This window comes from Streptomyces marispadix (genome assembly GCF_022524345.1).
GTDB classification, from domain to species: domain Bacteria; phylum Actinomycetota; class Actinomycetes; order Streptomycetales; family Streptomycetaceae; genus Streptomyces; species Streptomyces marispadix.
In genome coordinates, this window is record NZ_JAKWJU010000002.1 from 420,245 (window position 1) to 433,384 (window position 13,140).

Here is a 13,140-nt window from a genome sequence, read left to right on the forward strand (position 1 = left end):
CCGTTGATCGATGGCGGGGCCGGCAGCGGGATGCGCGGCCGGCGGGCCCATGTTAGCCAGGCTCGCAGGCCCCCGGGCCCAGGGTCCACGGGCCGCACTGGCCTACGTATGGACGCGTGCGGAGTGCGGTGGAAAGCTCGAAGTAACGCGGCAAACGCGTCGAAGCCAGACGGACCCAGCAGGTGTCGACCGGAAGGCGGGACACATGGGCGACAAGGCGAGCACACACCCCGGAGCCGCCGGCAGGGCAGCGGCGGCCGACCACCCCTCCAAACTGCGGAACGTGGTACTGGTCGGCCACAGCGGCTCGGGAAAGACCACCCTCGTCGAAGCACTCGCGCTGGCCTCAGGGGCAGTGACGAGAGCCGGCAGGGTGGAGGACGGCGGAACCCTCTCCGACTACGACGAGATCGAGCACCGTCAGCACCGTTCGGTGCAGCTCTCGCTGGTGCCGGTCGAGTGGGAGGGAATCCGGATCAACATACTGGACACCCCCGGATATGCGGATTTCGTCGGGGAGTTGAGGGCCGGTCTGCGTGCGGCGGACGCGGCCCTCTTCGTCGTCTCGGCGGCGGACGGCGTCGACGGCGCGACCCGGCTCGTATGGGAGGAGTGCGCGTCCGTGGGGATGCCGCGGGCGATCGTGGTGACCCATCTCGACGCCGCACGCGCCGACTTCGAGGACATGGTCTCGGTGTGCCAGCGCGAGTTCGGCGGCGAGGACCCCGACGCGGTCATTCCGCTGTATCTGCCGCTGCGCGGCGAGCAGGGCGCCGACGGCCAGGCCCCCGTGGAGGGGCTGCTCGGCCTGCTCTCCCAGCGCGTCTACGACTACTCCTCCGGCACACGTACCGAACGCGACCCCGATCAGGGGCAGTTGCCGCAGATCGAGACCGCCCGCAACAGGCTCATCGAGGGGATCATCTCCGAGAGCGAGGACGAGACCCTCATGGACCGCTACCTCGGCGGTGAGGAGTGCGACATCCAGACCCTGATCAAGGACCTGGAGAAGGCCGTCGCCCGCGGCGTCTTCCACCCGGTGCTCGCGGCGGCCCCGGCCCCCGAGGGCGGGAAGCACGGACTGGGCACCCTGGAGCTGCTGGAACTGATCACGGGCGGTTTCCCCTCCCCGCTGGAACACGAGATCCCCGCCGTCACCACGCCGGAAGGCAAGCCGCAGCCGGCGCTGGCCTGCGATCCCGAAGGGCCGCTGGCCGCCGAGGTAGTCAAGACCTCCTCCGACCCGTATGTGGGCCGCATCTCACTCGTACGTGTCTTCTCCGGCACCCTCCGTCCCGATGAGACCGTGCACGTCTCCGGGCACGGCCTGGAGGACCGGGGCCACGAGGACCACGACGTCGACGAGCGGGTCGGAGCGCTGTCCGCGCCCTTCGGCAAGCAGCAGCGACCGCTGTCGAAGGCCGTCGCGGGCGATCTCGCCTGCGTGGCGAAGCTCAACCGCGCCGAGACCGGCGACACCCTCTCCGCCAAGGACTCCCCGCTGCTGATGGAGCCCTGGCTGATGCCGGACCCGTTGCTTCCGGTCGCCATCGAGGCACACACCAAGGCCGACGAGGACAAGCTCTCGCACGGTCTGTCCCGGCTCGTCGCCGAGGACCCGACGATGCGCCTGGAGCAGAACCCCGACACCCGCCAGCTCGTGCTGTGGTGCCTGGGCGAGGCGCACATGGGCGTCGCGCTGGAGCGGCTGCGCAGCCGCTACGGCGTCAACGTCGACTCCGTACCGCACAAGGTGTCGCTGCGGGAGACCTTCGCCGAGCAGGCGGAGGGCCGCGGACGACACGTCAAACAGTCGGGCGGGCACGGGCAGTTCGCGATCTGCGACATCACCGTCGAGCCGCTGCCCGGCGGTTCGGGCATCGAGTTCGTGGACAAGGTGGTGGGCGGCGCCGTGCCGCGGCAGTTCATCCCGTCCGTGGAGAAGGGCGTAAGGGCACAGGCCGCCAAGGGCGTCGCCGCCGGCTATCCGCTGGTGGACTTCCGGGTGACGCTGCACGACGGCAAGGCCCACTCGGTGGACTCCTCCGACGCGGCCTTCCAGACGGCGGGCGCGCTGGCGCTGCGCGAGTGCGCGGCCAAGGCGCGCATCCATCTGCTGGAGCCCGTCGCGGAGTTGGAGGTCGACGTGGAGGACGAGTACGTGGGCCCCGTGATGAGCGATCTGTCCGGGCGCCGCGGCAAGGTCTCCGGTACCGAGCAGGCATCCGACGGGCACACGCTCGTGAGGGCGCAGATCCCGGAGATCGAGATCAGCCGGTACGCGGTGGAGCTGCGCTCGCTGTCCCACGGGACGGGCCGCTTCGCGCGCTCGTACGCCTGCCATGAGCCGATGCCCCAGCAGTTGGCTGGCAAGATCCTGGAAGCCGCCCAGAACGGCGGCTGACTGCGGCTACGCTGGACAAAGGCACGTGAAGAGGTGTGCCGGCCACGGCAGTTGGGAATGCCGTGGTCGGCACCCGCACGTGTTCGGCACAGCATGCGGGCGGGCAGCGCCGAGGCTTGAGGGAGTGGGGGCTCAGTGGCCGGGTTCGAGGATTTCGAGGGCATCGAGGCCGCGTCCGACTTCAGTCCGGGCGCCCAGGTGCCGCTCTCGGGCTCGGGCGGGCAGACGGCGGCCACGCAGGCCCTGGCCTCCGCGGCGTACCGGGACACCCCGATCACGACTCTCATCGAGGCGAACGACAGCGCGTCCGTGAAGGCGCCGCGCCTGTCGCTTTTCGAGCCGAACCTCGGCGAGGCGTTCTCCCGCGCCGTCCAGGTACGGCTGCTGGGCGGGGCGCGCAAGGCGCTCATCCAGTCCTTCGGCATCGAGCCGCAGACGGTCGTCGAGCACTGCCTGGCCGCCTCCCGGATACGCAAGGACCGCGACACCCGGCTGACCGTGATCATGGTCATCTTCGGGGTGCTGTTCCTGCCGGGCACACTGCTGTGGCTGCTGGCCTTCCAGTTGCGCCGTGCGATAGCGGGCGCGCAGGACAAGCGCATGGGCGCCTTCGGCATGGCCGCCATGGTCGCGCTGGGCGGTCTGGCCGTGGTGTTCATGCTGAAGCTGCCCTTCACCGGCGTCCTCGGCATCTATCTGCGCGCAATGCTGGTCCTGCCCATCGTCGGCTGGCTGTGGGCGAAGCAGGTCTGCGAGCGCTCCGCGAAGCTGCTCCGCGCCCAGTGGGAGCAACTGCTCGGCGGCGGCGGCGTCGGCGCGAAGATCCCCGAGGCCGTACCGCAGGACCCGGGCGACGCGGGCGCCGAGCGCATCCGGCTGGGCCTGGCGAAGCTCAGCGCCGAGCAGGCCAGCAACCTCGTCTACTACGCCGGTCCCAAGGGGATACTCGGCATGGGCACGCGCTGGGGAAGCTGGCAGCTCGCCGAGGAGCTGGTCCCCAAGGACCCCGAGGGCGACATCAACCCGTTCCGCAGTTGGGACGTCGTACGTGCCATCTACGACCAGCTCCGCATGCTGGAGCGAGGCCCGCTGCACACCGGCGGCTTCCCCAAGCCGTCCATACGGCACTGGATCGTCTCCCCCATCGGCGAGGGCGCCAAGGAGGTCTCACGCCCGGAGGGCCAGGAGGTCGAGGGCTACCGCATCAAGGACTTCGAGATACAGCGCATCTGCAACGAGCAGCAGTTCGGCAGCGGCAACAGGCACTATCTCGGCGTCCAGTTCGTGCTCTGGGACGGCCAGTTGGTGATCACGCTGCTGATCACGGTGACGGTGCTGCACCACACGCTGCGCATCGAGGTCACCGGCCACGCGCTGGGGCCCGTACATCCGCTGTTCACGACGAAGCCGTCGGCGAAGACCAAGACGGTCTCCAAGAGCGTGAAGTTCTGGGAGACCAAGGACATCAAGCTGCCGCTGGTGGAGACCAAGGAGGTGGTCCGGCTGGCCGCCCGCGCTCCGCTGACGTGGTTCCCGCCGGTGCTGGACTTCCTCGGCGGCAAGCTGAATCTGCCGGAGCCCTTCGGCCTGCGGCACGCATGGGCGGACAAGCCGTGGCGGCACCGCTTCATGGCCGACGACGCGCTGCGCGCGGCCACGCCGGTGCTGCGGGTGGTGCACTCCGCGGCCATGCGCGTGCTGGACGAGAACGGCTGCGACACCAAGCAGTTCGGCGCCCGTTCGCTCGTGCTCAGCGGCCAGGTGCAGGGCGCCGAGCCGACGAAGGCCGACTCCTACAACGCGTGAACCTGCCGCAGGCGGGCGGCGGTCGAGGCTCGTTCCGTATTCGTATGGGCCCGCGGTCACCGCACCGGCGGGCGCTCCCGTCCGCTAGTCCTGCCAGGCGTCGGCGAGCATCTTGCGGGTCTCCGCGAGGAGTTGAGGCAGCACCCGGGTGTGCCCGACGACCGGCATGAAGTTGGTGTCTCCGCCCCACCGCGGCACGACGTGCTGATGGAGGTGCGCGGCGATCCCCGCGCCCGCGACCGACCCCTGGTTCATGCCGATGTTGAAGCCCTGCGCCCCGGAGGCGACCCGCAGCGTCGTCATCGCCCGCTTGGTGAACTCGGCCAGCTCCGCGGTCTCTTCGTCGGTGAGCTGCGGATAGTCGGCCACGTGCCGGAACGGTACGACCATGAGGTGGCCGCCGTTGTACGGGTAGAGGTTCAACACCGCGTAGACATGCTCGCCTCGGGCGAGGACCAGCCCGTCCTCGTCGCTCTTGACCGGGATCGAGCAGAAGGGACAGCCGTCGTCCGCGCCGGGACCGGTGGGCTTGTTCTCACCCTGGATGTACGCCATGCGGTGCGGTGTCCACAGGCGCTGGAACGCGTCCGGCGTCCCGACCCCGATCTGCTGTTCCGGCTCGCTCGTCATGCGGGCCAGCATAGGACTTTCCAGGTGCGGGGCGGGGCCCCAGGGTGGCTCCCCGGGGCCCGCGACCGGGCCGCTACGAGCGCTGTGCGACCGCCTCCAGCAGCTCCGCGACCGCCTCGTTCTGCGGTACGCCGTTCTTCTGCGTGCCGTCGCGGTAGCGGAAGGAGACGGCGCCAGCGGAGACGTCCTCGTCCCCAGCGATGATCATGAAGGGGACCTTGGACTTCTGCGCGTTGCGGATCTTCTTCTGCATCCGGTCCGCGGAGGAGTCGACTTCGATGCGCAGGCCCTTCTTCTTCGCCTCCGCCGCGAACTCGTTCAGATACGGCACATGTGTGTCGCCGATCGGGATGCACACCGCCTGCACGGGAGCCAGCCACGCCGGGAACGCCCCCGCGTAGTGCTCCAGCAGCACCGCGAAGAACCTCTCGATCGACCCGAAGAGCGCACGGTGGATCATCACCGGCTGCTGACGGGAGCCGTCTGCCGCGGTGTACTCCAGCGCGAAGCGCTTCGGCTGCTGGAAGTCGACCTGGATCGTGGACATCTGCCAGGTCCGCCCGATGGCGTCCTTGGCCTGCACCGAGATCTTCGGCCCGTAGTAGGCGGCGCCGCCCGGGTCCATCACCAGCTCCAGACCCTGCTTCCCGGCGGCCTCGCGCAGCGCCTCGGTGGCCTCCTCCCACTCCTCGGGCTCGCCGATGAACTTCGGGTTCCCCTCCTCGCGGGTGGAGAGTTCGAGGTAGAAGTCGCTGAGGCCGTAGTCGCGCAGCAGATCCAGCACGAAGGTGAGCAGGCTGTCCAGCTCGCCGGGCATCTGCTCCTTGGTGCAGTAGATGTGCGAGTCGTCCTGGGTGAAGCCGCGGGCGCGGGTGAGGCCGTGCACCACGCCCGACTTCTCATAGCGGTAGACCGTCCCGAACTCGAAGAGCCGCAGCGGCAGTTCACGGTACGAACGGCCGCGTGCCTTGAAGATCAGGTTGTGCATCGGGCAGTTCATGGCCTTCAGCCGGTAGTCCTGCCCCTCGAACTCCAGGGGCGGGAACATCGACTCCCCGTAGTTCGGCAGATGCCCCGAGGTCTCGAACAGGCCCTGCTTGGAGATGTGCGGGGTGTTGACGAAGTCGTAGCCCGACTCCTCGTGCCGCTGCCGCGAGTAGTCCTCCATCACCTTGCGTACGACGCCGCCCTTGGGATGGAAGACGGCCAGCCCCGAGCCCAGCTCCTCCGGGATGGAGAACAGGTCGAGTTCGGCACCGAGCTTGCGGTGGTCGCGCTTCTCGGCCTCCGCGAGGAACTCCAGATACGCCTTCAGCTCGTCCTTGGTGGGCCAGGCCGTCCCGTAGATGCGCTGGAGCTGCTTGTTCTTCTCGCTGCCCCGCCAGTACGCGGCGGCGCTGCGCATCAGCTTGAACGCCGGGATCGCCCTGGTCGACGGCAGATGCGGGCCCCGGCACAGGTCCTTCCAGCACAGCTCACCGGACTTGGCGTCCAGATTGTCGTAGATGGTCAGTTCGCCCGCGCCGACCTCCGCGCCGGCGCCCTCGGCGGCCTCTGCCGCGGAGCCCTTCAGCCCGATCAGCTCCAGCTTGTACGGCTCGTCCGCCAGCTCGGCGCGGGCGTCCTCGTCGGTGGTGACACGGCGGGAGAAGCGCTGCCCCTGCTTCTGGATCTGCTGCATCTTCTTCTCGATGAGCTTCAGATCGTCGGGGGTGAAGGGCTCGGGAACGTCGAAGTCGTAGTAGAAGCCGTCCCGTACGGGCGGCCCGATGCCCAGCTTCGCCTCGGGGAACAGCTCCTGCACGGCCTGCGCCATCACATGCGCGGTGGAGTGGCGGAGGATGTCGAGGCCGTCCTGGCTGGTCAGTTCCACGGGCTCGACCTCGTCGCCCTCGGCGATCTCGTAAGCGAGGTCCTTCAGCTCGCCCGCCACGCGTGCGGCCACGACGGAGCGCTCGCCCTCGAAGAGAGCGGCGGCAGTCGTGCCCGTCGTCACCACGCGCTCTTCCCGCTCGGAATCGCGTTGGATGATCACACGGACATCGGTCACCGGTCTCTCCTGACTGTCGTTTCGCCGAGCGCCGACGGGCGTCGTGCGCAGCTCGAATCGTACCGAGAGCGGTCCCCTTCCCGCGAAACGGTTACCTGCCCGGGGGCCTCCCCGTCCCCGCGCCCCCGGCCGGGCCTTCGTCCCCGATTCCCTTACGGCCGCCCGCGGTTGACCGCTCACGCGGTGCGGTATCAGTTGCGCGGGCGCCCTTACGGAGGGGAGTGGTGCCATGACCCCCTGGTACGAGGGGCCGCTCGCGGCACTGACCCTGCGGTCCCGCGTGAGCGTCCCGCGGCAGGGCACACACCGAGGCGCCGATCCGGAACACGACCGCGATCCGGAAGACGACCGGCTGTGCGGCGCGGTCGTCGTCGTCCAGCGGGCCGCCGCCGCACCCGCGGAGGTGTACACCCCACCCGGCACATCGAGCGCCGCCGGCGACACCAAGCGACGTTCCCTCCGGCCGCCTCGCCTGCGAGACGGCCCGCGCCCTGGCGGTCCACGCCTCCGGCGCTCCCCTCGTCGTACTGGACCCGCCGTACGATCTGACGCTGCTGGACCGGGAGTTGAGGCGGCACGGCCATGCGCCGCTCCCCCGCAGCCTGGGCGGTCGCGGCATGTGCGTACTCGATCCGGTGCTGCTCGACCGGCGTCTGCGCCGCGCTGCGGGCTCCCCCGGCCCCCGTCGCGACCCGGGCCCGGCCGACGCCCATGCCCATGCCCCTAGCGGTCTGATCCGCCTCTGCGGCGCCTACGGCGTACCGGCACCCGCGGACACCCTCCAGGACGAGGCAGCCGCCGCACTGACGATCACACGCGCCCTGGGCCGTCACTTCGCGCATCGCCTCGCGGGACTGACGCCTGCCGCGCTCCACACCCTCCAGGCCGTCTGGTTCGCCGCCGAAGCGGACGGCCCCGCTCCGTGGTTCACCGGCGGCAGCCGACGGCAGTCGGACCACATCTGGCCTCTGCGCCCGGCGAGGACGCCCTGACCCACCTCCGCACACGAAGAGACCGGCCCGTCGACTGACGGACCGGCCTCAACTGCACGTGGGCGATACTGGGTTCGAACCAGTGACCTCTTCGGTGTGAACGAAGCGCTCTCCCGCTGAGCTAATCGCCCGCTCGCGGCACGTGCAGAACCATACAGTGCCGCTCAGTCATCGACCAAACCCCTTCCGAGCCACCGCTGGAGACCCCGGCGCCCGGCCGCCATCATCAGCGCGTGGTTGGCACGGAAGAGCGGACGCGCGGGCGCCGCCAGCCACCGCAGCAGCGGCCTGCGTACCTCGACTTGCTGCTCGTACACCGCCACCGCGCCCCCGGGCCCCGCACCGCCCTGCCGTGCCGTCTCCCCCGTGACGGTCCAGCGCGCCCACCCGGCCATGTCCCCGCCGATCTCCAACTCCAGTACGCCCGCGGCCGGATCGTGCCGAAGCGCCTTCCCGGTGATCCACAGATCCAGAGGCAGTACGGACCGGATGCGCGCGCTCCCGGCCGACTCCTCCAGCGCGCGCACCTCCCGTACTTGAGGCCACCAGGCCGGGTACTCCTCCGCACGCTCCAGCACCGCGTAGACCTTTTCGGGAGCGGCGTCGAGACGCCATACGCTGCGAAAGGCGAAGCGGTGACGCCTGCCCGCGCTCATCGGCGCCCTCCTCACGACGCTCTCCACGGACGGCCGTTCACCTCGGCGCCCGCTGCTCCCGGCGCATCCTGCCACGGCACCCGGGCACCGCCGCGGCACCGCATCGGCCGAATTCACCTGTTCCGGCGGCGACTTCACTTCTTGTCGCACAGCCGGAAAGCCGAAGCCCTTAATTACCGATGAAGTGAATTCCCCGAAGCGACCGAAGCAGCCCTTAATGCACAAAACAGAGGCCCGGACGAATGCCCGGACCTCTGGAGAAGCGGTGGGCGATACTGGGTTCGAACCAGTGGCCTCTTCGGTGTGAACGAAGCGCTCTCCCACTGAGCTAATCGCCCGCTGCGCGCACAAGATTACCGCATGTCAGCCGGTGCTCAGGACCGTGATCAGGACCGCACTGCCGCCCGCGCGCACCCGCACCGTCAACGCACTCTGGTCAACTCCCTGCGCCTGCGCCGCTCCTGCCGCCGGACCTTCAGCCGGTGCGTCCACTCCAGCACCTGCCGCTTCGTCCAGCGCAGCACGCGCTGTGCCCAGGAGAACTCCGTCGCCCACAGCCCGATGCCCGCGAAGATGATCAGCCAGCCCGGACCGGGCAGCGGCAGCAGAACCACGCCGCCGGCGACGACCGCCAGCCCGACGAGGAAGATCACCACCTGCCAGGTGCGGTGCAGCGGCCTGGACGCCTTGATGAACCGCGGCGCCCGTGAACCCAGGGGTTTACGGTCACTCTCTGCGTACATAACCCCAACGTAACCGAAGCCGGAGCGGTCACCGGAATAGCCGTACGCGATAAAAACGCCACAGGCCATATCAAGGGCTGTATTGCTCGCATAACGGTCAGAGGGGTTTACAACCGACGAGTACGTGGCATGTCGATTTCGCCGACGTGCGAACCCCCGAGCGCACACTGAGCGAAAGGCCCTGGCGCTTATGAACACCACGGTCAGCTGCGAGCTGCACCTGCGCCTCGTTGTTTCGAGCGAGTCATCACTGCCGGTACCCGCGGGGCTGCGGTACGACACGGCCGATCCCTATGCCGTCCACGCCACCTTCCACACCGGCGCCGAGGAGACCGTCGAATGGGTCTTCGCGCGCGATCTCCTGGCCGAGGGCCTCCACAGGCCCACCGGCACCGGAGACGTCCGCGTATGGCCCTCCCGGAGCCACGGCCAGGGAGTCGTCTGCATCGCCCTCAGCTCCCCGGAGGGCGAGGCTCTGCTCGAGGCCCCGGCGCGGGCCCTGGAGTCCTTCCTCAAGCGAACCGACGCTGCCGTGCCGCCCGGCACCGAGCACCGACACTTCGACCTCGACACAGAGCTCTCGCACATCCTCGCGGAGAGCTGACCCCACCGGTCCCGCGCAGCCGTCCGACTCGGGGCGACGGCTGCGCCTCCCTCGGCACAGCACGGCACGCACGACGACGCCGTCACCCTCGGACCCGGCTCCACCGGGCTCCCGCGGTGGCGGCGTCGCCGTGCGTCGCAGGCGTTAGTCTCTGCGCACCGGACCCGACGGTCAGACCCGAGGAGCGACCCGTGCAGATCAACCACGACACCCGGTGCGCGCTCGACGACGTTGTGGACCTGCTGAACACGGCGGCCGACGGGGACCGGCCCGATCTGCTCGTCTCGGTGGCCGACCTCGGTGCGTACGTGGAGCGCAACAGTCTCAGCGACGTCGGGGAGCTGGCCGAGGACGACCTGGGTGCCGTGCGGGCGGTGCGGGAGCGCTTCGCGGAGGTCTTCGCCGCGGGCGACGACCGTACGGCGGCGGGGCTCGTCAACGCGCTGGTGGCGGAGGCGGGCACGACCCCGCAGCTCACCGACCACGACGGGTACGACTGGCACGTGCACTACTTCGCGCCGGGTGCCTCCGTCGCCCACCATCTGGCCGCCGACGGGGGGATGGCCCTCGCGTTCATCATCGTCTCCGGGGAGCGTGACCGGCTGCGCAGGTGTGCGGCGCCGGACTGCCGCCGGGCCTTCGTGGATCTCTCACGCAACCGTTCGCGCCGCTACTGCGACAGCCGTACGTGCGGCAACAGGCTGCACGTGGCGGCCTACCGTGCGCGGCAGCGGGAGTCGGCTGAGGCCGCGCAGGGCTGACCGGTGCCGCCGGGGGGCGCCTGTGACCGTGCGGCCGGGGCGCCTGGCCCGGACCGGCGGCGTGCTGCGGTCAGTTCAGGAAGAGGTCGTGGACGCCGGTGATGGCCAGCAGTACCGCGATGAACGTCAGGAAGAACATCAGCGGCGGCTGGGAAATGGCGTACAAGCAGCCCTTGGGCTCCGGGAGTTGCGCCTCCGGCAGGGCCGGGACGTGGACGGGCTGTGCGGTCGCGGCTGGCGCGGAGGGCGGCTCGGCGAGCTCGGCCGGGGGATTCGGCGTCATGTCCATCTCGCGGTGATGATGACGCAGCCCGCACCCCGGCGACGGTCAACACGCCCACGGCTCGGTGGAGTTCAGGGGGACAGTTGGCGCCGTGGTGAGGAACGTGGTAGATGCGGCCAGGGGGCGCGGCTGCGAATGCTGTGCTGACGGGGAGTCAGAAGTCAGATGCCGTGCTTCTTGAGGATGGCCTCGATGTCGGAGAAGTCGTCGTCGCCGCCGGCGGCGGGCTTCTCCTGTTTCCCAGACGCGGGTTTTCGCCCCGGGCCCGTCTGCTGTGCCGTAGCGGATGCCGGCCCGCGGGAGCCCAGGGCGGGAGCGGTGGCCGTAGCGGAAGCGGACGCACGTGCGGGGGCGGAAGCAGCCGCGCGGGGCTGATCCGCGGCCTTGCGGCGCGATCGTCTGCCGGCGAAGCGCCCGATCACGTACAGCACGAACGCGACCGCCAGGACCGCGAAGCCCGCCCAGACCGTGGGCTTGAGAACGAGGTCCGCGGCCCAGGTGCCGACCGCCCTGACGATCTTTCCGCCGAGGCCCAGCAGGCCCGACATGGCCAGTCCGACCGGCACCAGCGAGAACGCCGCGACGCGGGTGGCGGCGGCGAAGCGCCGCCGGAAGGCCGTCAGGAAGGCGACGGCCAGGCCGGCTGCGGAGAGCGCGGCGCACACGGTCGTGGTCAGCATGTCTGCCATTTTGCTACGTGCGAACCGGGGAGGCCACGGCGGCACCTGGATTCAGGGAGATCTCGGGGTGATCGCCATTCCCTGCGGCTGAGAGACTGTCGGCATGGACGACGCCCCCTCCCCGCTCGTGCTCGACTACTGGTGCGAGCTTCAGTGCCCCGACTGCCACCGCGCTCAGGGCGATCTGGACGCGCTGCGCGAGCGCTACGGGGAGCGGCTTGAGATCCGGCTGCGGCACTTCCCGCTGGAGAAGCACAAGCACGCGTACGCGGCGGCGCAGGCCGCGGAGGAGGCGTACGCGCAGGGCAAGGGCGACGCCTACGCGGCTGCCGTGCTGCGGCGCAACGAGGAACTCGCCGCTCGCGGCGAGGAGTTGCTGCTGGAGGTCGCACGCGAGATGGGCCTGGACGAGGGCGAGTTCGAAGGCGCCCTGATCGACGGGCGTCATCTGCTGATCGTCGACGCGGATCAGGCGGAGGGCAAGGCGATCGGGGTGCGGGGCACTCCGACGTATGTCATCGGCGGGCAGCGGCTGGACGGCGGCAAGAGCCAGGAGGGGCTGCGGGCACGCATCGAGGAGATCGCGGACGGGCTGCTCGGCGAGGGGCGTTCGTAGTTCCGCCACTGCCGGCCCTGGCGAAGCCCCCCGTGGAGCGTCAGAGCAGCGGTTTCCAGAAGTGGTGCTCGGCCACGCGGTAGCCGAGCGACGAATACAGCCTCATCGCGGGCGTGTTGGCGGTGAGGACGTGCAGGCCGAGCGTGCGGGCCCCGGCGGCGAGGGCCTCGCGTTCGGCGACGAGCATCAGGGTGCGTCCATGGCCGCGGCCGCGCTGCGCCTCGTCGACCTCGATCTCGTAGACGTAGGCGTCGGAGTCCTCGCGGGGGCTGCGTTCCAGCTCGACCCAGACGCATCCGGCGTCCGTGCCGTCGTGGACGAGGACGCGCAGCGCCGCGCCGCGCGTCGACGCCCCTTCGGGCAGCAGCGCGTCGAAGGACTCGTCGGCCCTGCGGGCGGCTTCGTCGGCGGACAGGCCGCGGTCCGTCATCGACTGACGGAGCCGTGGCTGCCCGGACTCGCGCCAGGCGGGGAACTCCCCCTCGGTCATGGGACGGTCGGCGCTGCCTGCCGGGAGGCTCGGTTCCTCCTCCAGCTCCTTGACCATGCTGCGGCTGCGCTCCTGGTAGCCGAGGCCCCCGGCCAGGCCCAGCGCTGCCTGCGCCCCGGCAGGGACGCTGATCTCCACGCGCCGGCAGCCCCAGCCGCGCAGCACCTCCTCGGCTGCGAGGGAGGCGACCGCTCCGCGTCCGCGCCGCCGTTCGCTCTCCTCGACGACGAGTCGCGTCACACGGCCGGTCAAGGGACCGTACTGCGGGTCGACCGTGAGCCGCAGCAGGCCGACGGGACGGCTGTTGACGCAGATGTCGTACGAGCGGGAGCGGATGCCGTCGGCGTCGTACTGATCGGGGCCGGTGGGGCGCAGCGTCGTGGTCACGGTGGAGTTCTACCGGCTGCGCCGTGCCACGTCACCCC

General features: G+C 70.2%; 13 protein-coding genes and 2 tRNA genes. 6 read left to right on the plus strand and 9 right to left on the minus strand.

All coding sequences use genetic code 11. The features are described from left to right. Window positions 1–205: 205 nt before the first annotated feature. The gene (locus tag MMA15_RS01835; RefSeq protein ID WP_241057184.1) at window positions 206–2,404 is read left to right on the plus strand and encodes an elongation factor G-like protein EF-G2; all 2,199 of its coding nucleotides are present in this window, start codon (window positions 206–208) and stop codon (window positions 2,402–2,404) included. 135 nt (window positions 2,405–2,539) lie between these two features. Then, window positions 2,540–4,210 (plus strand): AbeC-like domain-containing protein, encoded by a 1,671-nt coding sequence (locus MMA15_RS01840; protein WP_241057185.1) that lies wholly within the window; start codon window positions 2,540–2,542, stop codon window positions 4,208–4,210. An 84-nt stretch (window positions 4,211–4,294) separates the two neighbouring features. Here the strand turns inward: MMA15_RS01840 and MMA15_RS01845 are convergent, their stop codons facing one another. Next, entirely contained in the window at window positions 4,295–4,852 is a 558-nt protein-coding gene (locus tag MMA15_RS01845) for an HIT family protein (protein WP_241057186.1), read from the minus strand. Between the two features lie 61 nt (window positions 4,853–4,913). After that, complete coding sequence (gene thrS, locus MMA15_RS01850) at window positions 4,914–6,890, minus strand: threonine--tRNA ligase (RefSeq protein ID WP_241057187.1); 1,977 nt, start codon at window positions 6,888–6,890, stop codon at window positions 4,914–4,916. Between the two features lie 617 nt (window positions 6,891–7,507). On the opposite strand from thrS, the gene MMA15_RS01855 reads away from it, so the two are divergent. After that, complete coding sequence (locus tag MMA15_RS01855; RefSeq protein WP_241057188.1) at window positions 7,508–7,882, plus strand: 3'-5' exonuclease family protein; 375 nt, start codon at window positions 7,508–7,510, stop codon at window positions 7,880–7,882. Between the two features lie 59 nt (window positions 7,883–7,941). On the opposite strand, the gene MMA15_RS01860 is transcribed toward MMA15_RS01855, so the two are convergent. The 4 genes from MMA15_RS01860 to MMA15_RS01875 all read right to left on the minus strand — a co-directional run bounded on the left by MMA15_RS01860 (window position 7,942) and on the right by MMA15_RS01875 (window position 9,281). Beyond that, a tRNA-Val gene (locus MMA15_RS01860) sits at window positions 7,942–8,013 on the minus strand. Window positions 8,014–8,046: 33 nt separating this feature from the next. Continuing rightward, window positions 8,047–8,538, minus strand: coding sequence for an SRPBCC family protein (locus MMA15_RS01865; RefSeq protein WP_241057189.1), 492 nt, complete (start codon window positions 8,536–8,538; stop codon window positions 8,047–8,049). 266 nt (window positions 8,539–8,804) lie between these two features. After that, window positions 8,805–8,876: transfer RNA gene (locus MMA15_RS01870), tRNA-Val, on the minus strand. Between the two features lie 84 nt (window positions 8,877–8,960). After that, window positions 8,961–9,281, minus strand: a complete 321-nt coding sequence (locus tag MMA15_RS01875; RefSeq protein WP_372498162.1) for a TIGR02611 family protein — start codon at window positions 9,279–9,281, stop codon at window positions 8,961–8,963. A gap of 190 nt (window positions 9,282–9,471) precedes the next feature. On the opposite strand from MMA15_RS01875, the gene MMA15_RS01880 reads away from it, so the two are divergent. Then, window positions 9,472–9,885: an SsgA family sporulation/cell division regulator gene (locus tag MMA15_RS01880; RefSeq protein ID WP_003959770.1), complete on the plus strand. Its 414-nt coding sequence runs from the start codon at window positions 9,472–9,474 to the stop codon at window positions 9,883–9,885. Window positions 9,886–10,076: 191 nt separating this feature from the next. Next, window positions 10,077–10,646 (plus strand): CGNR zinc finger domain-containing protein, encoded by a 570-nt coding sequence (locus MMA15_RS01885; protein WP_241057190.1) that lies wholly within the window; start codon window positions 10,077–10,079, stop codon window positions 10,644–10,646. Window positions 10,647–10,716: 70 nt separating this feature from the next. Here the strand turns inward: MMA15_RS01885 and MMA15_RS01890 are convergent, their stop codons facing one another. Together MMA15_RS01890 and MMA15_RS01895 are read right to left on the minus strand one after the other, a co-directional pair. Beyond that, window positions 10,717–10,935, minus strand: coding sequence for a hypothetical protein (locus tag MMA15_RS01890; protein ID WP_241057191.1), 219 nt, complete (start codon window positions 10,933–10,935; stop codon window positions 10,717–10,719). Between the two features lie 155 nt (window positions 10,936–11,090). Next, window positions 11,091–11,609: a hypothetical protein gene (locus MMA15_RS01895; RefSeq protein ID WP_241057192.1), complete on the minus strand. Its 519-nt coding sequence runs from the start codon at window positions 11,607–11,609 to the stop codon at window positions 11,091–11,093. A 103-nt stretch (window positions 11,610–11,712) separates the two neighbouring features. Between MMA15_RS01895 and MMA15_RS01900 the strand changes: the two genes are divergently transcribed. Next, window positions 11,713–12,225, plus strand: coding sequence for a DsbA family protein (locus MMA15_RS01900; protein WP_241057193.1), 513 nt, complete (start codon window positions 11,713–11,715; stop codon window positions 12,223–12,225). A gap of 40 nt (window positions 12,226–12,265) precedes the next feature. On the opposite strand, the gene MMA15_RS01905 is transcribed toward MMA15_RS01900, so the two are convergent. Then, complete coding sequence (locus MMA15_RS01905) at window positions 12,266–13,102, minus strand: GNAT family N-acetyltransferase (protein WP_241057194.1); 837 nt, start codon at window positions 13,100–13,102, stop codon at window positions 12,266–12,268. Window positions 13,103–13,140 lie beyond the last annotated feature (38 nt).